General features: G+C 56.5%; 23 protein-coding genes. 17 read left to right on the forward strand and 6 right to left on the reverse strand.

Going from position 1 to position 26,701, the window contains the following annotated elements:
- Positions 1–3: 3 nt before the first annotated feature.
- A complete protein-coding gene (locus tag PUV47_RS17950; protein ID WP_274219974.1) occupies positions 4–1,584 on the forward strand; it encodes a TRAP transporter large permease in 1,581 nt (526 codons plus the stop codon).
- 112 nt (positions 1,585–1,696) lie between these two features.
- Positions 1,697–2,077, forward strand: coding sequence for an MAPEG family protein (locus PUV47_RS17955; RefSeq protein WP_274219975.1), 381 nt, complete (start codon positions 1,697–1,699; stop codon positions 2,075–2,077).
- A gap of 82 nt (positions 2,078–2,159) precedes the next feature.
- Here PUV47_RS17955 and PUV47_RS17960 read toward each other — a convergent pair whose 3' ends face one another.
- The 3 genes from PUV47_RS17960 to PUV47_RS17970 all read right to left on the reverse strand — a co-directional run bounded on the left by PUV47_RS17960 (position 2,160) and on the right by PUV47_RS17970 (position 5,397).
- Entirely contained in the window at positions 2,160–2,474 is a 315-nt protein-coding gene (locus PUV47_RS17960) for a hypothetical protein (RefSeq protein ID WP_274219976.1), read from the reverse strand.
- A 230-nt stretch (positions 2,475–2,704) separates the two neighbouring features.
- Positions 2,705–3,451 (reverse strand): response regulator transcription factor, encoded by a 747-nt coding sequence (locus PUV47_RS17965; RefSeq protein WP_274219977.1) that lies wholly within the window; start codon positions 3,449–3,451, stop codon positions 2,705–2,707.
- The gene (locus PUV47_RS17970) at positions 3,448–5,397 is read right to left on the reverse strand and encodes a PAS-domain containing protein (RefSeq protein ID WP_274219978.1); all 1,950 of its coding nucleotides are present in this window, start codon (positions 5,395–5,397) and stop codon (positions 3,448–3,450) included. Before PUV47_RS17970 ends, PUV47_RS17965 begins: the two co-directional genes overlap by 4 nt.
- Positions 5,398–5,661: 264 nt before the next feature.
- On the opposite strand from PUV47_RS17970, the gene PUV47_RS17975 reads away from it, so the two are divergent.
- From PUV47_RS17975 to PUV47_RS18025, 11 genes are all read left to right on the forward strand, one after another.
- Positions 5,662–7,644, forward strand: a complete 1,983-nt coding sequence (locus PUV47_RS17975) for an AMP-binding protein (protein WP_274219979.1) — start codon at positions 5,662–5,664, stop codon at positions 7,642–7,644.
- Complete coding sequence (locus tag PUV47_RS17980) at positions 7,641–8,465, forward strand: ABC transporter ATP-binding protein (protein ID WP_274219980.1); 825 nt, start codon at positions 7,641–7,643, stop codon at positions 8,463–8,465. Before PUV47_RS17975 ends, PUV47_RS17980 begins: the two co-directional genes overlap by 4 nt.
- A gap of 15 nt (positions 8,466–8,480) precedes the next feature.
- On the forward strand, positions 8,481–9,440 hold the full coding sequence (locus PUV47_RS17985; protein ID WP_274219981.1) for a branched-chain amino acid ABC transporter permease: 960 nt from the start codon (positions 8,481–8,483) through the stop codon (positions 9,438–9,440).
- Positions 9,441–9,452: 12 nt separating this feature from the next.
- Entirely contained in the window at positions 9,453–10,529 is a 1,077-nt protein-coding gene (locus PUV47_RS17990) for a branched-chain amino acid ABC transporter permease (protein WP_274219982.1), read from the forward strand.
- Between the two features lie 72 nt (positions 10,530–10,601).
- On the forward strand, positions 10,602–11,915 hold the full coding sequence (locus PUV47_RS17995) for an ABC transporter substrate-binding protein (RefSeq protein WP_274219983.1): 1,314 nt from the start codon (positions 10,602–10,604) through the stop codon (positions 11,913–11,915).
- 85 nt (positions 11,916–12,000) lie between these two features.
- Positions 12,001–12,855, forward strand: a complete 855-nt coding sequence (locus PUV47_RS18000; protein WP_274219984.1) for an ABC transporter ATP-binding protein — start codon at positions 12,001–12,003, stop codon at positions 12,853–12,855.
- A gap of 103 nt (positions 12,856–12,958) precedes the next feature.
- Positions 12,959–13,948, forward strand: coding sequence for a ribonuclease T2 family protein (locus PUV47_RS18005; protein WP_274219985.1), 990 nt, complete (start codon positions 12,959–12,961; stop codon positions 13,946–13,948).
- Between the two features lie 74 nt (positions 13,949–14,022).
- Positions 14,023–15,264 (forward strand): phenylacetate--CoA ligase family protein, encoded by a 1,242-nt coding sequence (locus tag PUV47_RS18010; protein ID WP_274219986.1) that lies wholly within the window; start codon positions 14,023–14,025, stop codon positions 15,262–15,264.
- 163 nt (positions 15,265–15,427) lie between these two features.
- Positions 15,428–16,489, forward strand: a complete 1,062-nt coding sequence (gene hemH, locus PUV47_RS18015; protein ID WP_274220118.1) for a ferrochelatase — start codon at positions 15,428–15,430, stop codon at positions 16,487–16,489.
- Between the two features lie 120 nt (positions 16,490–16,609).
- On the forward strand, positions 16,610–17,590 hold the full coding sequence (locus tag PUV47_RS18020; RefSeq protein ID WP_274219987.1) for an SPFH domain-containing protein: 981 nt from the start codon (positions 16,610–16,612) through the stop codon (positions 17,588–17,590).
- An 8-nt stretch (positions 17,591–17,598) separates the two neighbouring features.
- A complete protein-coding gene (locus PUV47_RS18025; protein WP_274219988.1) occupies positions 17,599–18,051 on the forward strand; it encodes an NfeD family protein in 453 nt (150 codons plus the stop codon).
- Positions 18,052–18,058: 7 nt separating this feature from the next.
- On the opposite strand, the gene PUV47_RS18030 is transcribed toward PUV47_RS18025, so the two are convergent.
- The 3 genes from PUV47_RS18030 to PUV47_RS18040 form a co-directional block, all read right to left on the reverse strand.
- A complete protein-coding gene (locus PUV47_RS18030) occupies positions 18,059–18,913 on the reverse strand; it encodes an OmpA/MotB family protein (protein WP_274219989.1) in 855 nt (284 codons plus the stop codon).
- Positions 18,914–18,934: 21 nt separating this feature from the next.
- A complete protein-coding gene (locus PUV47_RS18035) occupies positions 18,935–19,705 on the reverse strand; it encodes a motility protein A (protein ID WP_274219990.1) in 771 nt (256 codons plus the stop codon).
- 219 nt (positions 19,706–19,924) lie between these two features.
- Positions 19,925–20,938, reverse strand: coding sequence for a KpsF/GutQ family sugar-phosphate isomerase (locus tag PUV47_RS18040; RefSeq protein ID WP_274219991.1), 1,014 nt, complete (start codon positions 20,936–20,938; stop codon positions 19,925–19,927).
- A 234-nt stretch (positions 20,939–21,172) separates the two neighbouring features.
- On the opposite strand from PUV47_RS18040, the gene PUV47_RS18045 reads away from it, so the two are divergent.
- The 4 genes from PUV47_RS18045 to PUV47_RS18060 all read left to right on the forward strand — a co-directional run bounded on the left by PUV47_RS18045 (position 21,173) and on the right by PUV47_RS18060 (position 26,688).
- Positions 21,173–22,636: an outer membrane beta-barrel protein gene (locus PUV47_RS18045; protein ID WP_274219992.1), complete on the forward strand. Its 1,464-nt coding sequence runs from the start codon at positions 21,173–21,175 to the stop codon at positions 22,634–22,636.
- A gap of 181 nt (positions 22,637–22,817) precedes the next feature.
- On the forward strand, positions 22,818–24,035 hold the full coding sequence (locus PUV47_RS18050; protein ID WP_274219993.1) for a lytic murein transglycosylase: 1,218 nt from the start codon (positions 22,818–22,820) through the stop codon (positions 24,033–24,035).
- Between the two features lie 51 nt (positions 24,036–24,086).
- Positions 24,087–25,232 carry an SGNH/GDSL hydrolase family protein gene (locus tag PUV47_RS18055; RefSeq protein WP_274219994.1) on the forward strand — a complete coding sequence of 382 codons (1,146 nt, stop codon included), beginning with the start codon at positions 24,087–24,089 and terminating at the stop codon, positions 25,230–25,232.
- A gap of 130 nt (positions 25,233–25,362) precedes the next feature.
- Entirely contained in the window at positions 25,363–26,688 is a 1,326-nt protein-coding gene (locus PUV47_RS18060; RefSeq protein ID WP_274219995.1) for a methyl-accepting chemotaxis protein, read from the forward strand.
- Positions 26,689–26,701 lie beyond the last annotated feature (13 nt).

Below are 26,701 nucleotides of genomic sequence, written 5' to 3' on the forward strand. Positions count from 1 at the left end.
ATAATGGACGGTTTGCTGCACACTCTTGATATTTTCATGTTTGCTGCCGCCTGTATCTTGCTCATGGCGGGTTTTCCGGTCGCGTTCACGCTAGCCGGTGTTGCACTGGTATTTGGCCTGATCGGCACCATGTTCGGCGGTTCGATGACGCTTGGTGCCATTCCGAGCCGCATCTTCGGCACGATGACCAATGAAACGCTGATCGCGGTTCCCCTGTTCATTTTCATGGGCGTGATGCTGGAGCGGTCTAAGGTTGCGGAAGAACTGCTGGAGACCATGGGGCGTTTGTTTGGCCGCATGCCGGGTGGTCTTGGTATTGCAGTGTCGGTGGTGGGCGCGTTGCTTGCCGCTTCCACCGGTATCGTTGGCGCGACCGTGGTAACGATGGGGCTTTTGTCGCTGCCTACCATGTTGCGCAACGGCTACAGCCCGCGTCTTGCCTGTGGGTCCATTGCGGCTTCAGGCACCTTGGGGCAGATCATCCCGCCTTCAATCGTGCTTGTTTTTCTGGCTGATCAGCTTTCCAACGCCTATCAGACCGCGCAGCGCGAAATGGGCAACTGGTCTCCGGAACCCTTTTCCGTGGGTGACCTGTTCGCAGGGGCGCTCTTGCCGGGTCTTGCGCTCGTGGGCCTTTACATCACCTACCAGCTTTTTGTTGCGTTTACCCAGCCGCACAAGTCACCGCCTATGAAGGTGGATGCGGACAATGCGCCGTCACTCAGTCAGGTTCTGCACGCCCTGATCCCGCCGATCGGCCTGATCGTTGCCGTGCTCGGCTCTATTCTGGCGGGTATCGCCACGCCGACCGAAGCCGCAGCGGTGGGCGCTATCGGTTCAATTCTGCTCGCCGGGTATCGTTTGCACGAGGAAAAGCCATGGCCAATTTATGCTGCCGTTCTGGCACTGATTGCGCTGCTCGTCTTGACGAGCACAATGGACCTTCGCATTGCCCGGAACCAGATTCCGACGACTGACATGGTGGGCATCGTGGTGGCAGGCATTTTGACGGCGACGCTGACCTTCGGCGTGGTCGTCTCCCTTGCACGCGTGCTTCGGGACAAGGTTCTGGTCCCCGTCATGCAATCCACCACGCAGATTACCTGCATGGTTTTTGTCATCCTGATTGGTGCCACTTTCTTCTCCCTGATCTTCCGTGATCTTGGCGGTGAGGAAATGGTGCACGAGCTGCTCACGGGCATTCCAGGGGGCTCACTGGGGGCGATCATCGCTGTCATGCTGATGATGTTTGTTCTTGGCTTCTTCCTGGACTTTCTTGAAATTGTGTTCGTGGTGGTGCCGCTTGTGGCGCCGGTGCTGTTGCAGTTGCCAATGCCAAACGGCGATCCCATGAGCCCTGCATGGCTTGGGGTGATGATGGCTGTGAACCTGCAGACGTCGTTTTTGACGCCGCCGTTCGGGTTTGCGTTGTTTTATCTGCGCGGTGTGGCTCCGGCGACGGTGAAGACCTCGGACATCTATTGGGGTATCATCCCATTCGTGTTCATTCAGATCCTGATGCTGGTTCTGCTGTGGTTTGTGCCTGCGATTGCCACGTGGTTGCCACAGGTTATCTATGGGTAGCGCGAGCCGCCGAAATACCTGAGAAAAGGCGTGGGGGTAGCTCCGCGCCTTTTTCATATCTGCCCTAAGCCGATAATGCGCGAGGGCTTGTGCTTCCAGAGGAGGCCTTGTGATGATTACACCGATATATGCTGCAATACTGGCCCTGTTTTATGTGTGGCTTTCCATGCGCGTCATTCAAATGCGCCAGAAGGCGCGGGTATCTCTGGGGGAGGGCAACAGCAAGCAGCTTCTAAGGCGGCTGCGCATTCACGGGAATTTCGCGGAATACGTGCCCTTTGCGTTGCTTTTGATCTTGCTGGTGGAGTTGAGCGAGATGCCAGATTGGAACGTTCATGCGCTGGGCGGATTGCTGATCGTGTCCCGAACGCTGCATTTCATCGGCTTGAGCCGGGAGAAAGACGTTAATGCCTTTCGTGTGCTTGGAATGGTGGGCACATTTACAGTGCTTTTGCTTGGCGCATTGGCTTGTCTGGTGCCCGATTTCTTCTGATCAGTGCGGACAAAAGAAAAGGGCCCCGAAAAAACGGGGCCCAGCTTGGTTGGGAGACTTGGAGGTCTGTTCTTGATTGCCTCTACATGCCCTGTTGCAGCAGGACAGAGAGTTGTTTGGCTTCATGCCTCACCTCGGTAACGGAAGCCGAGGCACCAGAAGCTGGGTTGAAGCTGAAAGGCCGATCCTGCTTTTGGGAGGACGGGGAATGCGCAGTGCTTTCGACCTTCAGCTCGTATTTGGCGTTATGGACAGGCAACTCTGGGGTGGCGGTGCCTGCTTTCGCAACAACTAGCCCGGCAGTGAGGAGCAGTGCACAACCGATCAGGGGAGAACCGAGTGTGCGGACAGCAGAGGGGAGAGCTGTTTTGAAGAGCGGGATGCTGGACCGTCTCATTGTTCGCTCCTTTCTGCTGGGCTATGAGAACCATAATAAGAAAACCGCAGGCATCTGCTGTGATCCGTGTCACGATAAATCCGGTTTTTATTTTAGGGATTGATCTGAAACGAAGTCTTCACGCGCAGGTGATTTGAAGCGCTGCGTATATGGGGTGTGTTTACTTGCTTTTTAAGAGGGTGAGTAGCTTCTATTATGTATGACAGGCATGATGGACGTGCATAGATCAGCTAGGTGATCCATCGCACATCTGCGGTAAGCATGTATCCTGAACCGTAAACGGTGCGAATGAGTGCGCCGGTGTCACTGCTGTTGAGTTTTTTTCGGATGCGGGAGATGCGGACGTCGATAGAGCGGTCCATGCTTTCATCGTTGCCGCCGTATTCCAGCAGTTGATCCCGGGAAAGGACCCGGCGGGGAGCGGAGAGCAGCGCCTGCAGGAGAACGGACTCACCGGTGGAGAGAAAGCTCTCTTCGCCCTGCGGGGTGCGGAGCAGGTGGGAGTCTGGCTCAAACTGCCAGCCTGCAAATTGCGCCCGGCGTTTGCCAGCCTCCGTTTTGGGCGCGGTCGGGGTTGCGCGGCGCAGCAAGGACCGGGCTCTGGCGACAATCTCCCGTGGGTCGAAAGGCTTGCACACATAGTCATCTGCGCCGAGTTCCAGGCCTATGACGCGGTCAGACGCATGGGTGCGGGCAGACAGGACGAGGATCGGGACAGAGGTCTTTTCGCGGATGCGCTCGATCAGCGCCATGCCATCAATATCGGGCAGACCCAGGTCAATGATGAGCATTGCCGGGGGGGTGTCCGCAATGGCGTTGTAAGCCTCATGCCCCGCATGGAAGATGGCCGTCTGGAACCCATAGGATTGCAAGGTGTCGCTGAGAAGGGCGCAAATCTCTACCTCGTCATCCACCAGGTAGACGAGCGGCTGGCCCCTTGAGAGCTGGCGGGTCTTTGCGGCGTCTTCGGCCATCATGACAGGATCTCCAAAAGGGCTGAGCTCAAAGTGGCCTCATCAAAAGGCTTTCTCAAAATTCTGAGGTTGCGGGGAATTTTTACTGGTGTTTCAGTATTGTACCCGGTCATCAGTATGATTCCTATGCCTGACTTCTCGTTGGCTATCTGGTTAGCCAGTTCAATTCCGTTCAAGCCTTCGGGCATGATGATATCGGAAAGAAGGCCGCGCACTTCTGGAAGGGTGCGCACCAGTTCCAAGGCATCCCGGCCATCTTCTGCAAGGATCGCAGAAAAACCGAGGGCTGAGACTTGCTCGGTGAGAATGGCGGCGAGATCCGGCTCGTCCTCCACGATGATGATAAGCTCGCCATGCCCCACACGCCGGGCTGTCGTGCCGGTGGGCCGGGGGAGCGGTTGGTCGGTGGTCTTGGCAAGAAGGGGCAACAGGATCTGGACGCGGGCGCCGCTGCGATCCTCCCGGTTGCTGATGCGAACAGTGCCGCCTGCCTGTTTTGCAAAGCCATAGACCATGGAGAGCCCAAGGCCGCTGGAGTTGCCGAAGGTCTTGGTGGTGAAAAACGGCTCGAAGGCCTGCTTCAGCGCGCCGTCGGAAAGGCCCGCGCCTTCATCCAGAACCTCCAGCTCCGCATAGTCGCCGGCGGGGAGGTTGAGGACTTTCGCTGTTTCGCCGCTCAGATTAACCGCGCTTAAGGTGACCGTCAGCGCTCCGCCGCCGGGCATGGCATCCCGTGCGTTGAGGGCCAAGTTGACCACAGCGTTGTCGAAGAGTGTCGGGTCGACAGCAGCCATCAGCGGCTCAGAAGGCAGGTTGAACTGCACCTTGATGCCTTTGGGCAGAGAGCCCTCTACCAGTTGTTGAGCGTGCTGCAAGGCCCTGCACAGCTGCGTGGGTTGATGTTCTTGGGAACCGCCGCGGGCGAAGGCAAGCAAGCGCTTGGTGAGGTCGGCCCCCCGGTTGGCCGCTTGCAGGATGGGCCGTGTATAGCGCTCGACCTCGTCATGGGCCAACGGACCTTGCGCCGCCTTGCGGTTCAAACTGAGGCCGTTGCCGATGATGATGGAAAGCAGATTGTTGAAGTCATGAGAGAGCCCGCCCGTAAGCTGGCCAACGGCTTCCATGCGCTGGGATTGCAACAGCCGGTTTTCGCTTTCCTTTTGTTCTGAAGCATCAATGGACAGCACAAAACAGCCCAGGCAACGGCCATCCGCTGTGCGGTCCGGCACCAAGGTGGAGCGCATGGTGATATGCTCGCCCTTGCGGTTGGTGCGGGCGTACTCGAAGTTGACCACCTGACCGGACAGGGCCTTTTCGATGATCGGGCCCATGCGGGCAAAAAGATCGGTACCAACGACAGTTTCGACGGACTTGCCCATGATTGAAGCGGGGGTGTGGTCAAACCACACGGCGTAGGGGGCGTTGGCGAAGCGGTAAACCGGTCCGGGCGCGATGTAACAAACCAGCGCGGGGATGTTGTCTGTGACGAGGCGCAGCCAGTCCTCACTCTGCTGCAAGGCGCGGGTGCGCTCTTGAACGGTGCGTTCCAGTTGCTGCTGGTGCTGTCGTTCGCGCGTGACGTCGGTGTAGGTGGTGACGAACCCACCATTAGGAAGCGGGCCGCCCCGAATCGAAATGATCTGCCCGCTGGGGCGTTTGCGTTCAAACGCATGGGGCTCGAACCGGGCAGCTCGTTCGACACGCCGCGAGATTTGCGCTTCGATATCGCCGTCACCGTATTCGCCTCTCTCCGCATTTACCCTTAGGAATTCAGAGAGATGCGTTCCTCTTGCTTGAAGCCTGTCGGGGAAGTCCAGCATCTCGAAGAGGATGCTGTTTGCGGCCACGAGGCGCAGATCTGCATCAAACACACTGAAACCCTGGTTGATGTGGTCCAGAGATGCCTGAAGCAGGTCTAACTGCGAGACTTCCGTTGTGCAGTCGCTCACTCTTCTAGAATTCGTCATACGTTAGTCTACCGGCGGATGAATTAAGTTATTGCATTCTTTGGTTGTTGCGGTGCAGCTGAAACAATTCGTAATAATCTTCTCATATTGGCGAAATGAAAGACTACTAGCCTTTATGCTAAACATTTGATCGGAGGCCACTTTGCAAGAGGGAGACTTGCAAAAAACGCCAATGGGCGGCGGCTTCCCTAGAGGATTAGAAGAACTGAAAAGCTGGCAAACAGCTGAAGCATTCTGGGAGGAACGATGGCTGAGCCGCCTGTCAATGGTGGGGACACCTTTCCGAAGATCTTGTTCTACAACGCCCGCGTGTATGGCCAACGCCCTGCCGTGCGTGAGAAGGACTTCGGCATCTGGCAAACCTGGACTTGGGCTGATGTGCTGGAGGAAGTGCGCGCCCTGTCCTTAGGGTTGAAGCAATTGGGCTGCGTTGCGGGCGACAAGGTTGCCGTGATCGGCGCCAACCGGCCGCAGCTCTATTGGTCCATGGTGGCCGTGCAGGCCCTGGGAGGGGTGCCTGTTCCGCTTTATGCGGACTCGATCGCTGAAGAGATGGCGTATGTGCTCAACCACGCTGAGGCCAGATTTGCCGTCGTCGAGGATCAGGAACAGGTCGACAAGGTTCTGGAAATCTCCGGCGAACTGAACCAGATGGAGCACATCCTCTACGATGATCCAAAGGGCCTGCGTGACTATGACCGCAAACGCCTGAGTTCCATCAAGCATGTTCAAGAAATCGGCGCTCAGATGCTGGCAGCAGACCCGCTGCTGGAACAAAGGTGGCGTGAGGAGGCAGAACAGGTCGCTGGCGGGGATGTGGGCGTCATGCTTTACACCTCCGGGACCACCGGTCGCCCGAAGGGCGTGATGCTGACCTATGACAATCTCATCATTTCCGCGCGGAATGCCAACGAGTTCGACCATCTGGACCATACTGAAGATGTGCTGGCGTATCTGCCGATGGCATGGGTAGGCGACCACGTGTTCTCGTTGGCGCAGGCTTATTGTGCTGGCTATTGCGTGAACTGTCCGGAAAGCATGGAAACCGTGCTGACGGACCGCAAGGAAATCTCACCGACATACTTCTTCGCGCCACCTCGCGTTTTTGAGGGGCTTTTGACCCACGTGATGGTGCGCATGGAAGATGCCAGCAAGACCAAGAAAAAGATGTTCGAGTACTTCCTTGGCGTTGCAAACCGGGTGGGTGAAGACATCTTGAACGGCGAGAAGGTGAGCTTAAAGGATCGCCTGCTTTATGTGCTGGGTGAGTTCTTCGTCTATGGGCCGCTGAAGAACCAGATGGGCTTTTCGCGCATCAAGGTGGCTTACACGGCCGGTGAGGCGATTGGGCCGGAGATCTTCAAGTTCTACCGTTCCATGGGCCTTAATCTGAAGCAGCTTTACGGCCAGACGGAATCGTCTGTTTACATCACCAGCCAGCCGGATGGGGAGATCTATCCGGACACGGTGGGCGTGCCGTTCAAGGATGTGGAGATCAAGATCGCCGAAAATGGCGAGGTGCTTTACCGGTCGCCGGGCTCGTTCAAGGCGTACTTCAAGAATGAGGAAGCAACCGCCAGCACAAAGGATGCCGAGGGCTGGGTGAAGACCGGGGACGCGGGCATCTTTCTTGAGAACGGTCACCTGAAGATCATCGACCGTGCGAAGGATGTTGGCAAACTGACCAATGGGGCGATGTTTGCGCCCAAGTACCTGGAGAACAAGCTCAAGTTTTTCCCAAACATCAAGGAAGCGGTGGCCTTTGGTCATGAGCGCGACTTCGTGTGTGCGTTCATCAACATCGACCTGATTGCCGTTGGCAACTGGGCGGAGCGCAACAACATTGCCTATGCCTCCTATCAGGAGCTGGCCGCCCACCCCAAGGTCTATGACATGATCAAGGAGAATGTGGAGCAGGTGAACCGGGATTTGGCGAAAGAGCCCATGATGGCCGGATCGCAGATCTCCCGTTTCCTTGTGCTGCACAAAGAGCTGGATGCGGACGATGGCGAACTGACCCGGACACAGAAAGTGCGCCGCACTTTCATCGCTGACCGCTATGCGCCGCTTATCGAAGCGTTCTACGACGGCTCCACTCACAAGCACGTGGTGACGGAAATGAGCTTTGAAGACGGCCGCAAAGGCACGATCAAGGCGGATGTGGAGATCCGGGATCTGGCCGTTTATCCGCCAGAGGGCGCTGGAGCCTATCAGGAGGCAGCAGAATGAACATGCTCGTAACACCTGAAACACGTTCCAACGCGGCGACCACGGCAAAAGAACCTGAGGTTCTTCTCGACCTTGAGAACGTGTCCTTGTCCTTCGGCGGTGTGAAGGCGATCACAAACATCTCCTTCAACATCATGAAGGGGGAAATCCGCGCCATCATTGGCCCGAACGGTGCTGGCAAGACCTCAATGCTCAACGTGATCAACGGGTTCTACCAGCCACAGGAAGGCAAAATCACCTTCAACGGCAAGACCCGCCGGTCCATGAAGCCGCATCTGGCAGTGTCTCAGGGCATTGCACGCACGTTCCAAAACGTGGCGCTGTTCAAGGGCATGTCGACGCTGGACAACATCATGGCCGGTCGCGCGACGCGCATGAAGAGCAGCATGTTCTGGCAGATCCTCTACTACGGTCCGGCGCGCAACGAAGAGATTGAGCACCGCAAGAAGGTGGAGGAAATCATCGACTTCCTCGAAATCCAGCATATTCGCCGCACGCCCGTGGGCAAGCTGCCCTATGGCCTGCAAAAGCGGGTGGAGCTGGCGCGTGCGCTGGCAATGGAGCCGGACCTTCTGCTTCTGGATGAGCCCATGGCGGGCATGAACCTGGAAGAGAAGGAGGACATGAGCCGCTTCATTCTGGATGTGAATGACCAGCTTGGCACCACGATTGCGCTGATCGAGCATGACATGGGCGTGGTGATGGATCTTTCCGACCGCGTTGTGGTGCTGGACTACGGTCGCAAGATTGCCGACGGACCTCCGGAAGAAGTTCAAAGTAATCAAGAAGTTATTGATGCCTATTTGGGCGTTTCGCACTGAGGCCTGGGGGGAACCGTGGAAATTTTTTACGATGTACTGATTGACCCGTTCGTGCAGATGGTGGAAGCGCCGGATTTTCTGTTGCAGGTCTTGTGGGAGGGACTTGTTTCAGGGGTGCTTTACGCCCTAATCGCACTGGGTTTCGTGTTGATCTTCAAATCCTCGCGCATCTTCAACTTTGCCCAAGGCATCATGGTGGTGTTCGCCGCGCTGACCCTTGTAGGCCTTCATGAAAATGGTGTGCCTGCGTGGTTGGCCGTGCCCTTGACCCTTGGGGTGATGTATGTGCTTGCCGTTGGCGTGGAACGCGTTGTGCTGCGCCCGCTGGTGGGCCAGCCGGACATCATCTTGTTCATGGCGACCATTGGTGTGACCCTGTTCCTGATCGGCTTTGGCGAATTCGTCTTTGGCGGTGAGAACAAGGTGATGATCACCGAAGCGCTGGGCATTCCTACAGGTGCTTTCGAGTTCTACCCGTTTGATGGTTTCTTGCTGATTGAGCAAAAGGACCTGACGGCTGTGATCATGGCAGTTCTGCTGGTGATTGCGCTGATCACGTTCCTGAACCGTTCGTCTATGGGCCGTGCGATCCGTGCACTGGGGGATGACCACCAGGCGGCCCTTTCCGTCGGGATTTCCCTCTCAACCATCTGGGTAATTGTCTGGTTTATTGCCGGGGTGATTGCGCTTGCGACCGGGGTGGTCTGGGGTGCCCGTGCGGGGGTCTCGTTCGCACTGGAAGTGATTGCCTACAAGGCTCTGCCGGTTCTCATGCTGGGAGGCCTGGAATCCGTCGCAGGTGCCATCGTGGGTGGTTTGGCCATTGGCATTCTGGAAAAGCTCTTCGAGATCTACTGGGGGCAGCCGTTCCTTGGTGGCAACACGGAGACTTGGTTTGCCTTCATTCTTGCGCTGCTTGTGCTGTTGTTCCGTCCGCAAGGGCTGTTCGGCGAGCGCATCATTGAGCGCGTGTAAGGAGGGCTGACAATGCTTTACAGAACTTCAGGGCAGTTCAAGACCTCTTACGAAAGCGATCAGGCGCTGTTTCCTGTCAAACAGGATGCCTGGCTCTTGATGGTCATTCTGGTGGCGGCCTACGTGGTGTTCCCGCTGACCGCTTCGGAATTTACTTTCAAGGCCCTGCTTGTGCCGGTGCTGATCTACTCACTCGCGGCCATGGGGCTCAACATCCTCACTGGCTTTGCGGGACAGCTTTCATTGGGCACTGCAGGCTTCATGGGGGTTGGTGCTTATGCTTGCTACAAGCTTACAACCATCTTTCCGGAGATGAACGTGCTTGTGGCACTGGCGCTGTCGGGTTTGTTCTCGGCCGCGGTGGGGGTCGCGTTTGGGCTTCCATCGCTACGGATCAAAGGCTTCTATCTGGCGATTGCCACGCTGGCCTCGCAGTTCTTTCTGGTGTGGCTCTTCGAGAAGTGGGCATGGCTTTACAACTACAACGCCTCCGGCGCCATTGAAGTGCGGACCATGGAGTTCTTCGGGATCGTGGTGACCGGCCCTACCGCTTCACCCGTGACGCAGTACTACTTCGTGCTGGCTGTGGTGACCATCATCTGCTTTGCCATGATCAACCTGACGCGGGGCCGCTATGGCCGCATGTGGAAGGCTGTGCGTGACATGGACATTGCAGCGGAACTGGTGGGTATCAACCTGATGCGCGCCAAGCTGACCGCCTTTGCCGTGAGCTCCTATGTGGTTGGCATTGCGGGCGCACTGCTGGTGTTCTTCTGGAAAGGCGCGGCGGAACCAAACCTTTTCGATATTCCGCTGAGCTTCCAGATCCTGTTCATCGCCATCATTGGCGGCCTGGGCAGCATTCTGGGCAACTTCCTCGGAGCGATCCTGATTGTGGCGCTGCCGGTGGTGTTGAACGTGCTGCCGGAGACCCTCGGCATCAGCATCAACTCTGCGACCATGGAACATGTGAACGACATGATCGTGGGCGCGCTGATCATCATGTTCTTGATTGTTGAGCCGCACGGGCTGGCGCGCTTCTGGGCGCTGATCCGCGAGAAGCTCATCATTTGGCCTTATCCGCACTGATCTAAAACGCGAAAACGCAGGATCTGACGGAATGGCATCTCCGGTTGGAGGATCGGAAAAGTGGAGGAGAGAATGACTAAATTTTCCAAAATCGGCGCCATGCTCGCCGCTGGAGGTCTGGCTCTTGGCGTTGGCGTGACAAGCGTCGCTGCAGAGACCATGTATACCCCGAACATGTCCTATCGCACCGGACCGTTTGCAGCGACTGGCATTCCGCTGATGAACGGCCAGCGGGACTATGTGAACATGCTCAACGCCCGAGACGGTGGTGTTGGCGGTGTCATGGTTGACTTTGAAGAGTGCGAGACCGGCTACAACACCAACAAGGGTGTTGAGTGCTACGAGAAGACCAAGGCAAACGCCATTGTGACCCAACCATGGTCTACCGGTATCACTCTGCAGGTGCTGCCGCGTACCAATGTGGATCGTATTCCAATTCTGGCTCCGGGCTATGGCTTCTCGCCAATGTCTGACGGTGAGACCTTTGCATGGGCCTTCAATCCGCCGGTGTCCTATTGGGACGGGGCGTCCATGATCATGAACTACATCAGCGATGGTGACATGAACTCGCTGGAAGGCCAGAAGATCGTGCTGCTGCACCTGGACCATCCATTCGGCAAAGAGCCGCTGCCGCTGCTTGAGAAGTACGCTGAGCAGTACGGCTTTGAGCTGGTGCCGGTGCCGGTTGGTCTGAAGGAAATGCAGAACCAGTCAGCCCAATGGCTGCAGATCCGCCGCGAACGCCCGGATTGGGTTGTTATGTGGGGCTGGGGCGCAATGAATGCCGGCGCTCTGACAGAGGCAGCGAAAACCCGCTTCCCGATGGATAAGTTCGTGGGCGTGTGGTGGTCCGGCTCTGATGATGACCTGCTTGCGCTGGGCGACAAGGCCAAGGGGTACAAGTCCATCAGCTGGAATGCACCGGGCAATTTCCCTGTCATCGACGAGATCAAAACCCATGTGGTTGATGCCGGTAACTCCATGATCGAAGACGCGTCTGACATGGACAAGATCTTCTATCAACGCGGTGTTGTGATGTCGATGTTCCTGACTGAAGCGATCAAGACGGCGCAGAAGCATTTCGATGTGGGTGCCGTCAACGCCGAGCAGCTGCGTTGGGGTCTTGAGAACCTCAACATCACTGAGGAGCTGCTCAGTGAGATTGGCATGAGTGGCATGGTTGCTCCATTCCAGATGAGCTGCACCAACCATACCGGTCACGGCGGTGCTTGGATGCTTGAGTGGGATGGCGCGAAGTTCGTTCAGGCGAGTGATCTCCTGAAGCCTGACCGGGCCTCCATTGAGCCTCTTGAAAAGGAAAAGGCCGCTGAATACGCGCAGAACAACGCGCCTTGGCCGACGCGTGACAGTCTGCCTTGCGAATAAGGCACACTTAGCGACAGCTGCACCGGGTGGTTTTCACCCGGTGCCCATAACCCAAAGCAACACAGGGCAGGTCGGGAACAGGAAGATGACAGCAAGCGCACACGCGACGCAGACACCGGCGGGACAACAGGATGTGACAGAGACCATTCTGTCCGTGAACAACATCGAAGTGATTTATGATCACGTGGTTCTGGTGCTCAAAGGCGTTTCCCTGACAGTGCCCAAAGGCGGCATCGTGGCGCTGCTGGGTGCCAACGGCGCGGGCAAGACGACGACACTGAAAGCCATTTCCAACCTGTTGCAGGCCGAACGCGGTGAAGTGACCAAAGGCTCCATCGAGTTCCATGGCGAACAGGTGCAGGCGCTTTCGCCCAACGCGCTGGTGCGGCGGGGCTGCATTCAGGTGATGGAAGGACGCCACTGTTTTGGCCACCTCTCCATTGAAGACAATCTATTGACCGGAGCTTACACCCGAAAAGACGGTTACCACGAGGTGCGCCGTGATCTGGAGATGGTCTATGAGTACTTCCCGCGCTTGAAAGAGCGCCGATCTTCGCAGGCGGGCTACACATCCGGCGGCGAGCAGCAAATGTGTGCGGTGGGCCGTGCCCTGATGAGCCGCCCGGAGATGATCCTTCTGGACGAGCCTTCCATGGGGTTGGCACCGCAGCTGGTGGAGGAAATCTTCGAGATTGTGAAGAAGCTCAACAAGAACGAGGGTGTGTCCTTCCTTCTGGCGGAGCAGAACACCAACGTGGCGCTGAAGTACGCCACCTACGGCTACATCATGGAGGCCGGTCGGATCGTGCTGGACGGTGAGGCATCAGCCTTGCGGGAAAACGAGGACGTGAAGGAGTTTTACCTTGGTGTCGGCGGGGAAGGGCGCAGGTCTTTCCGCGATGTGAAGCACTATAAACGCCGCAAGCGCTGGCTCGCCTAAGGGAAGTAATCCACGTTTTAAACCGGATGACGCTTGTGTCTGTATTGAGGTTCAATCGGAAAGCTCAGAGACTCTCTGGCAGAGGGACAGATCGGAGATTTCGATGAAAATACTCACGCAGATCGCAATGGCGACAAGCACGAGTCTGATGGCCGCACAGGCCGGGGCACAAATCCCGTTGGATGGCTATTTCATCGCGGAAGATGTGTGTCCTGCTTACCAATCGCTTCGCAAGGAAACCAATCCGGGTTCCGTTTATGTGGAGCAGGGACGGGCCTACCATGTGGTGGCCAAGAACAAGGCTGAGGCGACCCATTTTCTGGTGCGCATCGAGGGCGCTGACCCCGAACAGCGCTGGGTTCCGGTGGCCTGTGGCATTCGAACGGTGGTTGTTGAGGATGACGGACGGTTTACGCCGATCTCCGGCCCGGCAACCGGGAAATCGGACTATGTGCTGGCGGTGAGCTGGCAGCCGGGTTTTTGCGAAACACGGCCTGACAAACTGGAGTGTCAGACGCAGACAAGCATGCGGATTGATGCGGAGAATTTCTCGCTGCATGGCTTGTGGCCACAGCCACGCAGCAACGTCTACTGCGATGTGCCAAGAGGCTATCGTCGGTTGGCAGAACAAGGCCATTGGGATGAGCTGCCCTCACTGGAGCTGAGTGAGGATACAGCGCGCACCCTTGGCCACATCATGCCCGGTGTTGCCTCTCATCTCGATCGGTATGAGTGGGTAAAGCACGGCACCTGTTTCGGTCCGGATGCGGAAGCTTACTATCGCGAGTCCATCAACTTGCTGGCGCAGGTGAACCTGTCCGGTGTGCGGGATTTGTTTGTTCGCAATCTGGGTGACTATGTGGGCGGAGATGAAGTCCGCCGGGCGTTTGACACCGCCTTTGGTCCGGGGGCTGGAGACCGCGTGTCTCTGGTCTGCGCTGAAGATGGTGGGCGCACCTTGATCACGGAACTGCGGGTCAACCTTGCTGGTGATCTGGAGTTCGGCATGCCGCTGAGAGACTTGCTGAAAGCGGCGCCAAAGGCAAAACCGGGATGTGATGGCGGCGTGGTCGACGTCGTGGGGCTGCAGTAAAACAGCTCTTCTCATCATCCCCTGGGGGCGGAGCTTTCTGCCCCCGATGAGACTGAAAAGGCCAGGAGGGGATGATGAACCCACAGCACTTCGATGAGCGTGAAACACGCAGTCCCGAGGCACGAGAAGCCGAGCTTTTCGCGCGGTTACCTGAATTGATCGCCCATGCCTTGGAAACGGCAGAGGGTTGGCAAGAGCATTTGGCAGGCATTGACCCTGCTTCTGTAACGAGCCGTGAAGCGCTTGGAAGCCTGCCGGTTTTGCGCAAGTCGTCGCTCCTTGAAGCGCAGGAAAAGCGTCCGCCGCTCGGAGGGTATACCACCGTTGCGCCAACCGCCTTTGAGCGTGTTTTCATGTCGCCCGGCCCGATTTGGGAGCCGCAAGCGGGCGGGAGCGACCCATGGGCTGGCGCCCGCGCGCTTTTTGCAGCAGGTGTGCGCCCGGGGGATCTGGTCCACAACGCCCTGTCCTATCACATGACGCCCGGCGGGTTCATTCTGGATTACAGCGCCCGCGCGATGGGCTGCACCGTGTTTCCAGCGGGCATTGGCAACACGGATTTGCAGGTGCAGGCCATGGCAGCGCTGAAGCCAAAAGCCTACACGGGCACACCGGACTATCTGAAGGTCATCATGGACCGAGCTGAGGAGCTGGGTGTTGAGCTTGGCTTTTTGAAGCTGGGCCTGGTGTCCGGTGGTGCGCTTTATCCATCCTTACGTGAGGAGTATGCCCGCCGCGGCGTTAAGGTGAGCCAGTGCTACGCGACCGCAGATCTTGGAGTGATTGCCTATGAAAGTGAGGCCATGGAAGGCATGGTGATCAACGAGGATTACATCGTTGAAATCGTGCGTCCGGGAACAGACGATCCTGTCGCACAAGGGGAAGTGGGGGAACTGGTTGTGACCACGCTCAACAAGGACTACCCCTTGATCCGGTTTGCGACCGGAGATCTTTCCGCCGTGCTGCCGGGCGTATCATCTTGTGGGCGCACCAACATGCGTATCAAAGGCTGGATGGGCCGGGCCGACCAACGCACCAAGGTGAAGGGCATGTTTGTTGACCCGGCACAGGTGGCGCGGGTGAAAAACGCCCATGCGGAGATTCGCAGGGTGCGCCTTACGGTGTTGCGCCAAGGGGAACAGGACCACATGGAGCTTTCCGTGGAAACAGAACAGGCTGATGGCGGGCTGGATGCGCGCATTCAGGCGTCGCTGCGTGAGCATACCGGCCTTTCTGGCAGCGTGAAGCTGGTTGACGTCGGGTCTTTGCCCAACGATGGCAAAGTGATTGCAGACGAGCGCCCCATAGACAACTGAGTTGGTGAGGCGGAGCGCTGCTCCGTTTTACACCAGTCATTAGTTTTAGCGGGTTACCAATAAGTTTTTCTGACTTGCGACCGGTTGTGCTCTCGTCAAAAAAGCATTTAAGCCTATGTAAGCTACGTGTTTTTATGATGATGGGTGCACAATGGTCGCTGAGATGGAAGCATTAGAAAAAGAACGGCCCGCTGAGGGGCAAATTCCGCATGTGAAGGACCATCCGCCTGTAAAGTTCGGCCAGGTTGGTGTGCTGCTGGTGAATTTGGGTACTCCTGACGGGACTTCCTATTGGCCGATGCGGCGCTATCTGGCCGAGTTTTTGACCGACAAACGCGTCATCGAGTGGCCCAAGCTGCTGTGGTACCCAATCCTTTACGGGATCGTGCTGTCCAAGAGGCCGCAAAAGTCCGGTAAGGCCTATGAGGAAATCTGGAACAAGGAGCTGGACGAAAGTCCGCTGCGAACCATCACACGCAGCCAATCTGACCAACTGGCTGAGAGCTTTGGAAAAGAGTTTCCCAATGTGGTTGTGGATTGGGCCATGCGCTATGGCAACCCCTCCATCAAATCACGGCTTGCCAACCTGAAAGAACAGGGCTGTGACCGCATTCTGGTGTTTCCGCTTTACCCGCAGTATGCAGCGTCCACAACGGCGACGGTGAACGACGAAGTGTTCCGCGCGCTTATGGAAATGCGCTGGCAACCCGCGATCCGCACGGTGCCGCCGTACCATGACGACGAAACCTATGTGGATGCCCTAGCGGAATCGGTGAAGCGCAAGCTTTCTGAGCTGGAACACGAGCCGGATGTGGTTCTGACTTCGTACCACGGCATTCCGCAGAGCTATTTCAAGAAGGGCGACCCCTATCACTGCCACTGCATGAAGACCACGCGGTTGATGCGTGAGAAGCTGGGCTGGGACAAGGACAAACTTCGAGTGACATTCCAGTCCCGTTTTGGGCCGGAAGAGTGGTTGCAGCCTTACACGGACAAGACGGTCGAGAAGCTGGCCCAGGATGGCGTCAAGCGCATTGCGGTGATGGAGCCGGGTTTCGTCTCCGATTGTTTGGAAACGCTTGAGGAAATTGCCGGCGAGGCTGCGGAAATCTTTGAGGAAAATGGCGGTGAGGAATTCACCCATATCCCATGCCTCAATGACAGCGATTTGGGCATGAAGGTGATCGAGACAGTTGTGCGGCGGGAGCTGCAAGGCTGGGCCTGAACCAGCGTATTTACCAAGTTGTGGCGTCTGCAATCGGAAAGCGGTTGCAGGCGTTTTTTTTGTCTTGAATTGCGTGTAGGGTGCCTCCGGAAAAATACGCTGCGTTAGGGGCAAGCTACAATGGACGTTCTTGGAATTAACATAACCCTCCTTATTCTGGTTGGGTTGATCATCCTCGTAATTTTGGCGGGTGTGAAGACTGTGCCGCAGGGCTTCAACTATACAGTTGAGCGTTTTGGTAAGTATCGCACGACGTTGAAGCCCGGCCTAAACCTGATCATCCCGTTCCTGGATCGCATCGGTCACAAGCTGAACATGATGGAACAGGTGCTGGACGTGCCTGCACAGGAAGTCATCACAAGGGACAATGCTACGATCACGGCAGATGGCGTGACATTCTATCAGGTTGTGGACGCAGCGCGCGCGGCCTACGAGGTTCTTGGTCTGCAGAATGCAATCTTGAACCTGACCATGACCAATATCCGTAGCGTTATGGGATCCATGGATCTTGATGAGCTGTTGTCCAACCGTGACACGATCAACGCTCAGCTTTTGCGCGTTGTAGACGCTGCGGCTGAGCCATGGGGCGTTAAGGTGACGCGCATCGAGATCAAGGATATCAATCCGCCTGCTGATCTCGTGGAAGCGATGGGACGCCAAATGAAGGCCGAACGTGAAAAACGCGCGGCTATTCTGGAAGCTGAAGGTGACCGTCAGGCCGAGATCAACAAGGCGGAAGGTGTGAAGCAGTCACTCATCCTTGAAGCTGAAGGTCGCCAGCAAGCTGCGTTCCGGGATGCTGAAGCGCGTGAACGTCTTGCGGAAGCCGAAGCAAAGGCAACAGAGCTGGTATCCAAGGCGATTGCCGAGGGTGACATGGGTGCCGTGAACTACTTCATTGCCACCAAGTATGTTGAAGCCTTTGGTGAACTTGCCAAGTCTCCAAACCAAAAGACCATCATGATGCCAATGGAGGCCTCTTCGCTGATTGGTTCTCTTGGCGGTATTGCAGAGATCAGCAAGGACATCTTTAATGAGCAAGCACGTGAGGAACGCCGCCGCGCACGCTCTGTGCCGAATGTCGGTTCCTCCGAGGAATAAAGAAGCTCATGCGTGATATCGTTGACTATCTTGGACCCTACACTTGGTGGGTTCTTGGGTTGATCCTCCTGGGGCTGGAAATCATAGCCCCGGGGTTCGTGTTCTTGTGGTTCGCCATTGCTGCCATGATGGTTGGCGTGCTCGCCATGTTCGTGGACCTGACCTGGCAGTGGATGGTGTTTCTGTTCGGCGTTCTTTCGCTGACAACGTTGATTGTCGGCCGTAAGTGGGCTTCAAGCCGCTCCAAGAATGAAGGCGATGAGATGCTCAATCAAAGGGGCAGCCGCTATATTGGGCGCACCTTCATCTTGCGCGCGCCGATCGAGCAGGGGCAAGGCTCACTCAACATCGATGATACGGTGTGGCGGGTGCGCGGACCGGACTTGCCAGAGGGCACCTTGGTCAAGGTGGTGCGCATTGAAGGCGTTTCTCTGGTCGTGGAGGAACCCAAAGCGACCTGAGGTCTGATCAGGGCTGATAATCCTGAGGCAAAGGCGGTTCTTCTGCCATCAACAGCACGGAAATACGACGGTTTGCGGCCAGAAAGGGGTCGTTGGGAAAGAGGGGCTCGGTATCCGCTTTGCCAACGACCGAGTGAATGCGATCTGATGGCAGACCACTCTCAGTCAAGATGTGCTGAGCCGCATTGGCGCGACCAGTGGACAGATCCCAAAGGCTTGCCGCGTTGGAGCGGGCGGTGTAGCCGGACGTGGTGTGACCTGTGACGCGGATGCGGTTTGGCATCTGCGACAGGACCGGGGCCATCTTGGCAAGCAGACGGCGCGTGATCTCATAGGGGTACTTGGAGCCCTCCGGGAACATGGAGCGGCCTTCCTGATCGACAATCAGGATGTTCAAGCCTTCTTCGGTCTCTTCCATGATAATATTGCTGGAAAGCTCAGTGATTTCAGGCATTTCCTGAAATGCTTGGCGCAGTGAAACCGCCGCGGTAGCAAACTGGCGCGGCTTTTCCACGTCCGTTTCTTCTACACTGTGGGTGTTCGCTTCCGGCCCCTGCTTTCTGCGTTGCATGTGGGAGACCGTGGCAAAATCCGCATCACGCAGCTCTTCCAGAAGAGAGGCGTCCTTCATGTAATCACGAAGCGGAACACCATCGAGTTCGATGATGCCGGTACGCTTGGACTCCTGCTTGATGCCGAAGGCATCGCGGATGGAGCCAGCAACCACTTGCAGCTTTTGTTGGTCCTGCACCGAGAATGAGATGATAAGCACGAAGAAGCAGACAAGCAGGGACATGAGGTCAGCAAAGGTAAGCAACCATGAAGGGGCGCCGCCGTCTTCTGCTTTCTTTCTGCGTGCCATGAAAGCCTGATCCTTCCCGCGTTAGGCGGCCTGTTCCATAAACTCTTCGCGGTGATGTTCTGGCATGTAGGCCAGCAGCATTTCGCGGATCAGGGTTGGGCTCTTGTTGTCCCGGATCTGCAGTACACCGTCTATGATGAGCGTCTGGTTCAGCTCTTCCATATCGAACTTCGCGTCCAGCTTGTCCACGATTGGCAAGCAGAAGACGTTTGCGATCACGGAGCCATAAAGTGTTGTAAGAAGCGCGATTGCCATGGATGGGCCAATGGTCGACGGATCGTCCATGGTTGCCAGCATCTGCACGAGGCCAACCAGGGTGCCGATCATGCCAAAGGCTGGGGCGGCTTCCCCGAGTGCCTTGTAAACGCGTTTGCCTTCTTGAAGACGTGTCAGGTACAGATCGCGCTCTCGTTCCATGGAGCTGCGAATGTGATCATGCTCATAGCCATCCGCGATGAACTGAATGCCTTTGGTGAGATAGGGATCTGAAACTTCAGCGGTTTCAAGACCGAGTGGGCCTTGCTTGCGCACGATATCCGCCAGATTGGCAATTTCTTCGATCAGGTCGCGGGGCTGCACGTTCTTGTGCGTGAACGCTTCCTTGCCGCCAAGCACGAAGGCACGGGCGATGCCGGACAGCGGAAAACGCACCAGTGTCGCTGCCATGCCGCCACCAATCACGATGAGGATCGAGGGCAGGTCAATGAACTGGGAAAAACTGCCGCCGATAAAGATCGCGATAGCAATAACCGCGCCTGCAGCAATGATGCCGATTATGGTTGCGAGATCCATTCGTGAGCCCTGTTGAGACCTGTGCTTGTCTACTTCGGCTCAGACTACGCGATTTATGACTAATCAATTCCTAATGAAACTAGAATTATTGCTTGCGAAGTTTACCAATTCACATCTGTGTAGAAGGTCGGAAAGAGGGGCGCGCCCTGTTGGATAGCGCTGTTGTGCGCACAAAAAAAAGCCGGGAACATGTCCCGGCCTTTCGAACACTCATTGTGATCACGCAGCGCCAATGCGCAGCAAATCGTGCAAGTGGACGATGCCCACCGGGCGAGAATCCTCGACCACAAACAAGGCGGTGATGGCCATGGAGTTGATCATCTCCACGGCAGAGGCCACCAGCAGATCACCCGTGATGGTCTTGGGATCTTCTGTCATGATTTCCTCTACGGCCTTGTCGAGGAAGTCAGAGGAGATGTGGCGGCGCAAGTCACCATCTGTGATGATGCCCTTGAGCTGACCAAGTTCATTGACGATGCCAAGCACGCCGAAGCCTTTTTGCGTCATGAGCACAATCGCTTCACGCATGGAGGTGCCGAGCTTGGCTAGTGGCATGGTGTCGCCGCCATGCATGACATCGCGTGCATGCTGCAGGCTGGCCCCTAGGCGGCCACCTGGATGGTAGACCTTGAAGTCCTGTGCGGTGAAGCCACGTGCTTCGAGCAGAGCGATGGACAGGGCATCGCCAATGGCAAGCTGCAGCAGCGTGGATGTGGTTGGTGCGAGCCCATGCGGGCAGGCTTCTTCAACTCTTGGAAGCGCCAGAACAATGTCGCTTGCCTTGCCGAGCGCACTGTCCTTCTTCGACGTGATGGAGATCAGCGGCACGCGGAAGCGGCGTGTAAAGGCAATGAGGCTTGCCAATTCCTGTGTCTCGCCCGACCAGGAGATGGCGATGACCACATCATCCTCAGTAATCATGCCGAGGTCGCCGTGGCTGGCTTCGCTGGCATGCACAAAAAAGGCTGGTGTGCCAGTGGATGCCAGTGTGGCGGCAATTTTGGTGCCGATAATCCCGCTCTTGCCGATGCCTGAAATGATGACGCGACCGGTGGACTTGGCGATGGTCTCAATGGCGCGCGTAAAAGGCGCGGACAGACCATTGCCAAGTGCAGCGCTTAGCGCCTGCAGTCCTGTGATTTCGGTTTGGATGGTGCGCTCAGCGGAGAGCAGCCAGTCTTCGGAGGGCGTTACAATTCGCTCTTCGTGCTTTTGAAAAGAAGGCATGTGCATGGTTTATAGGCCCCTCAGGCAAACGCTTAGGCATCGAAATTTTGGGAACGTGCAGCAAGGCCTGAAATATCGCACCTTCGCGCTGATATGTTCAAGGCCGGAGTTTCATTACCAAAAAATAAACGGGAAAACAAATGGAGTGACTACTGAGTTTTCAAGGGAGCGTTAACCATAATGCCGCAAAAGTTGTATGTGGTTTTTTAGGAAGCGCAGCTGCGGCTGTGGATGGTTTGAATGCATCGGTGCTGGGTCGCGTTGATCTATACTCTCTGTTTTGGTGTTTCAACGCCTGCGGCTTTGGCGCAGAGTGCGAGCGATCCGCTGCGCGGTTCACTTTCTGCCGATGCTGAGGTCATTGGTTCTGAACAGGAATTGAATCCGGCGGCAGCAGCGGGTGGCGCTCAAGGGGATGTCAGCGCTCTGCGCCCGACTTCCCGGGAGGGTGCGCTGGCCAAGGCTCGCGTTGGCGCCCGTGCTCCCCGATTCTCCGAGCGGCTTTCTGCAGCGCAAGCACGTGCAGGTGGTGGTGCCACAGAAGATCCACAGTCTGGGATATTTGATGGCGAAACACAGCGGGACCGGCCGGAGCGCCAGCGAGTCGGACGATTTGTCGTGGTTCCGAACCTGACCTCAGGGACGGGCTGGACCGACAACGCCGCCAAGACCGCAGGAGGGGAGGCCGACGGCTTCTACTCTGTTGAGGGCGGTTTGGATGCTCGGTCAGACTGGTCACGCCATGAGTTGGCCTTGAGCCTGCGCGGAAGTTATCAGGCGTTTTTCGAGGATGGTGATAACAACACGCCGCAATTTTATGCTGCTACGGATGGCAGGGCGGATCTTTCGGAACAGACACAGATCCTGACGCGAGGCACTTACAGTTTCACACGTGAGGCCCGTTCCTCAGCAGAAAACACGGTGACGACTGGACGAACAGCCAGTCGGCAGGAGTTTGGCGGTTCAATTGGTGTGCAGCGCCGTGTTGGCGTTGTTGGTGCTACCGCCTCAATTGAAGTGGACCGCACTTTGTATGGTGCCGAGGCGAGCTCTGATGACAGCACCCGAAACAACACCGTTTTCAGCAGCACCTTGAGGCTGGAAAGTCAGGGCGGAGGGGTTCTGGGAACCTTTGTTGAAGCGGGCGGGCTCCTGCGCCGCTATGACGATGAGTGCGCACCGGGTTCAATCGATTGTGTGGACCGTGACGCTCATGGCTACCAGATCCGAGGCGGCATCATGATTGACCGCGGCCCAAAGCTTGCCGGAGAACTCGGTCTCGGGTGGCGACGGGAGACGCCGGAGGACGATCAGCTAAGTGATTTGAAGGGGCTGCTGGTAGATGGCTCTCTGGTTTGGTCGCCGAGCCGACGCGATACAGTCACCTTTGGCGCCCAAACAGGCTTTGAAGCCTCCAGTCTTGATGGCGCGACGGGATCATTGCTCTACTCCGGATCTCTGGCCTATGCCCATCAGTTCACGGAGGATCTGGTAGGGGACGTCGGTGCGGCATTTTCCTATCGTGAGTACGAGGGCATTGCTCTTGATGAGCGAGATTTCAGTTCCACCGTTGGACTGACCTGGGCGTTCTCGGATTTTGCAGCGCTTGAAACCCGGTACACCTTCGAAGCGTTTCGAAGCTCTGAACCGGGGCGCGATTATGACAGCAGCACCATTGAGGCGGGCTTGAGATTAAGGCGGTAGTTTTGCCTGAAGATCTGTCTCTTATTCTTCTGGTTGTTCCATGAAAACTCTGAAAACCAGAGGTTTTCCACTTAAACAAATATGCGGTGACATGTTTTAGCCAAGCTTTATGGGCCAATTTTCGACACGAGTTTGGCGTAAAGTTTCGCTTAAATCTGATGAAACCAAAACGGAGACTTTAGTGAGGCGACTAATTCGCAAGGCGCTGATCGGCCTAACACTGCTATTCACTGTAAACGCCGGGTCAGCCTGGGCTGATGCGGGTTTTGATCGCTGGGTTCAGGGCTTCTGGCCGGAGGCCCGCAAGGCCGGGATTTCCCAGAACCTCTATGTGGACGTGTTCCGTGGCATGACGCCTGATCCGGACGTGATCCGCAAGGCGGAAGACCAGCCCGAGTTTACCCGCGCCATTTGGCAGTATCTGGACTCAGCCGTATCCGACAAGCGTATCGAAAACGGCCAGCGTATGCTCGACGAGTGGGGCGGATGGCTTGATCAGATCGAAGCTCGGTATGGTGTCAGCCGTTACGTTGTGGTGGCCATTTGGGGCATGGAAAGCTCCTACGGTCAGGTGCTTGATAACCCGAAAATCGTCAAGCATACGATCCGCTCGTTGGCGACACTGGCCTACAAGGGCGGCAAACGCTCCCGCTTTGGCCGTACCCAGCTGATTGCTGCGCTCAAGATCTTGCAGAATGGGGATGTCACCCACGGCGATATGGTGGGTTCCTGGGCCGGTGCGATGGGGCACACCCAGTTCATTCCAACCACTTATCTTGCGCATGCTGTAGATGTGACAGGTGATGGACGCCGCGACATCTGGAATACCATTCCCGATGCTTTGGGATCGACGGCGGCTTATCTGCGCGATTCAGGATGGAACACAGGTAAAACATGGGGCTATGAGGTCAAGCTTGCTCGCGGCTTCAACTACACGCTGGCGGATATGAAGACCAAGCGGACACTGGCACAGTGGTCCCAACTTGGCGTGCAACGTGTTGGTGGCCGAGCCTTTCCTCGGCCGTCTGACAAGGCGATGTTGTATCTGCCTGCAGGCGCCAAGGGGCCAGCCTTCTTGATGCTGGATAACTTCCGGGTCATCAAGCGCTACAACAACGCCAATGCCTATGCTTTGGCAGTGGGCCACTTGAGTGACCGACTGATGGGCTTTGGGGAGTTCTCCTCTTCTTGGCCACGCGGAGATCGCCCGCTGAATCTTCAAGAACGCTCGGAAGTGCAACGCCTTTTGAACCGTGGCGGCTACTCTGTTGGAAAAGTTGATGGCAAAATTGGCCCCAACACCAAGAGAGGTGTGATGGCCTACCAAAAGTCGCGGGGCATGACCCCGGATGGATACGTTTCGCTTGACTTGTTAAGTCGCTTGAAACGAGACTTCTGATAGGACTTGCTCCGGCCACCGTTTCGGCGGGGCCGAAGGAACCTGTAGAAGTTGGCTGGATTTGTTGTGATGCGTCATAGCGTGGTGTTTAAAGTTCTTGCATTGGCCCTGTGCTTTGCCGTTGCAGAACCCATTTTGATAACCGAGGCGCATCACGCCTACGCTCAAAGCCGCGAACGCGGGTCTTCGGGTGGGGGCTTCTTCTCCAAGCTGTTTGGCGGGATCTTCAAGCCGAAGCAGCAGACCAGAGAGCGCAAGATAAAACAGCGCTCACCTTCCCGAACAACCAAACGGCGCAGCACCCGGCCAACCCAAAGGGCGGCCCCGGTTGCCCCTCAGATCAATGAGGAACCGAAAAACGACGACGCCAAGGTGTTGCTTGTTGTCGGAGATGATCTGGCGGGAGGGTTGGCAGATGGCCTGCGGGCTGTATACGCCAAGACGCCGTCCATTCGCGTCAAGAAGCTGGTTTATCCCAGCACCGGACTTGTGCAAGACAAGTCGCCAGATTGGCCGGAGGATGTTTCCAAGACATTGGCGCTGGAAGATGTGGGGCTGGTTGTTGTCTCGCTTGGTGCCAAGGACGACGCGGGTATTCGCTTTGGTGAGCAGGAGGTTGCTTTCCAGTCTCCCGAGTGGATGAAGCAGTATCGCTTTCGCGTTGCTTCGCTGGTCGCTTCAATTCGCAACGAGCAGCTTCCCATGATCTGGGTGGGACTCGCTCCAGCCGAAGACTATTTAAAAACAGCGAATTACAGCCTCATAAATGACCTTTACATGGAACAGGTTGAGCCGTCCGGTGGTATCTTTGTGGATATCTGGGATGCATATCTGGATGAAAATGGGGTCTACACGAGCCACGGGCCGGATATTAACGGCAAGCGGACCCGGCTCCGTTCCCGCGATGGTGTATTTTTTACATGGGACGGCTACCGGAAGATGGCCTTCTTCGTGGAGCGGGAGATTGCGCGGGTGTTCGGCAGCGCGAGTGCCTTCATCTTCGAGGGGGTCAAGGATGACCCCAACTTCATGGTGCTTACGGGTCGGCTAACTTCCCCGGAAACAAAGCTAATTTCCAATTCTGATGAAAAACAGAAACCTGTTCCCGGAACAGCGCAACACAAGCTGACGGTATCTGGTGCCGACCTTCCTAACGTTCCGGGACGTGTTGACGAGAACCGTTGGCCCATTTTCTAAGATTGCTGATTGGAATTAATCCAAAAGTAGTTGTACGTAAGTCCATTTTACCAACCTAAATAAATGGAGCGTTTACGTTATTTCGCGCATGATCCGGGGCAGTGATCTTAAAATATCAGGAATGCGCGAAATGCCGGCCGAAGAATCGAGCGTTTTTCAGTTTTCGATTGTTGGAAAGTTCGTTTTGATCGTACTGCTTGCTCTGGCCATTATGGCGGGTGGTACTCTGTTTTCCTTTCACAACATCTACAGTGCGCTGACTGAATTTTCGAGTGATGGAAGAGGCCTTGGTGGGCCCGATGAGGCAAGTGCTCTCATCATCGACCAGCTGTTGTTCATTGCAGCTGCCTGTACGCCTGTTGGACTTGCGTTCATGGCGCTGGCTGTCTGGCTGGGCCGAGGTATCATGACCTCGCTCAATCAGCTGCAACATGATCTGGACGGGTTGGCTGATGGCAAGCTGGACACGCCGATCTCGGGCACCAAGCGCGGTGATGAGATTGGCGATATCGCGCGCTCTGTGGCAACTTTCCGCGTGATCCTGCGTGAAAAGGCTGAGGCGGATGCCAAAGCACATATGGAGCACGAGCTGAAAGTTGCCGAAGAGCGTCAGCAGGCGTTGGCGTCCGTTGCGGTAAACTTCGAGCAGACGGTTGGCGGGGTCATCTCTGAGCTGCTCGAGATCAGCACCACTGTGGAGCAGCGCTCCAAGGAACTCGATGAAAGCGTTCATCATGCAGCAGAGATCATGTCTTCGTCTCGGGTGGCCGCAAAGACAACGCAGGACTCAGTGAGTGACATCGTTGAAGCCGCAAGTGAGATCTCCACTTCGTCGAACAGCATCGGTACCGAGATGGAGCAGGCAGCAGGCTTTGCCCGCGAAGCGGTGAACCATGTGGAAGCGACTGACGAAATTGTACGCCGACTTGCAGAAAGCGGGAAAGCGATTGGCGAAGTGATCGCGTTGATCGATCAGATCGCAGGGCAGACCAATCTTCTTGCCTTGAACGCGACCATAGAGGCTGCTCGAGCCGGAGAGGCTGGACGAGGCTTTGCCGTGGTCGCCAGTGAGGTGAAAACGCTTGCTGGTCAAACCTCAAAGGCGACGGAAGAAATTGCGAGCCAGGTGGAATCTGTCCAAGCGGTGGCAGATCAGGCCGTTGGGGCTATTGGTTCCATTGGTGAGACGATCAAGAAGATCAGCCGCATTTCCGAGAACATCAACGCATCTGTTCATGGCCAACGGCAGGCGACGGAAGACATTTCTCGCAACCTTGGCAGCGCTCACGATACCGCGCGCCGTGTCGCCCATGACATGGATGGCTTGGGTGAAAGCTACAATGGCACCAAGAGTGCGTCTTCTGATCTGCATGTCGTTGCAGGCCAGCTCGGCTCTGTTTCGCAGGAGCTGCGCGGCGCGGTCTCAAACTTTTTGCAAACAGTGAAGGCGGCTTAGGCGGTCTGACAGT

Origin of the sequence: Pseudovibrio exalbescens, from assembly GCF_028737195.1 — a bacterium.
GTDB lineage: Bacteria > Pseudomonadota > Alphaproteobacteria > Rhizobiales > Stappiaceae > Pseudovibrio > Pseudovibrio zosterae.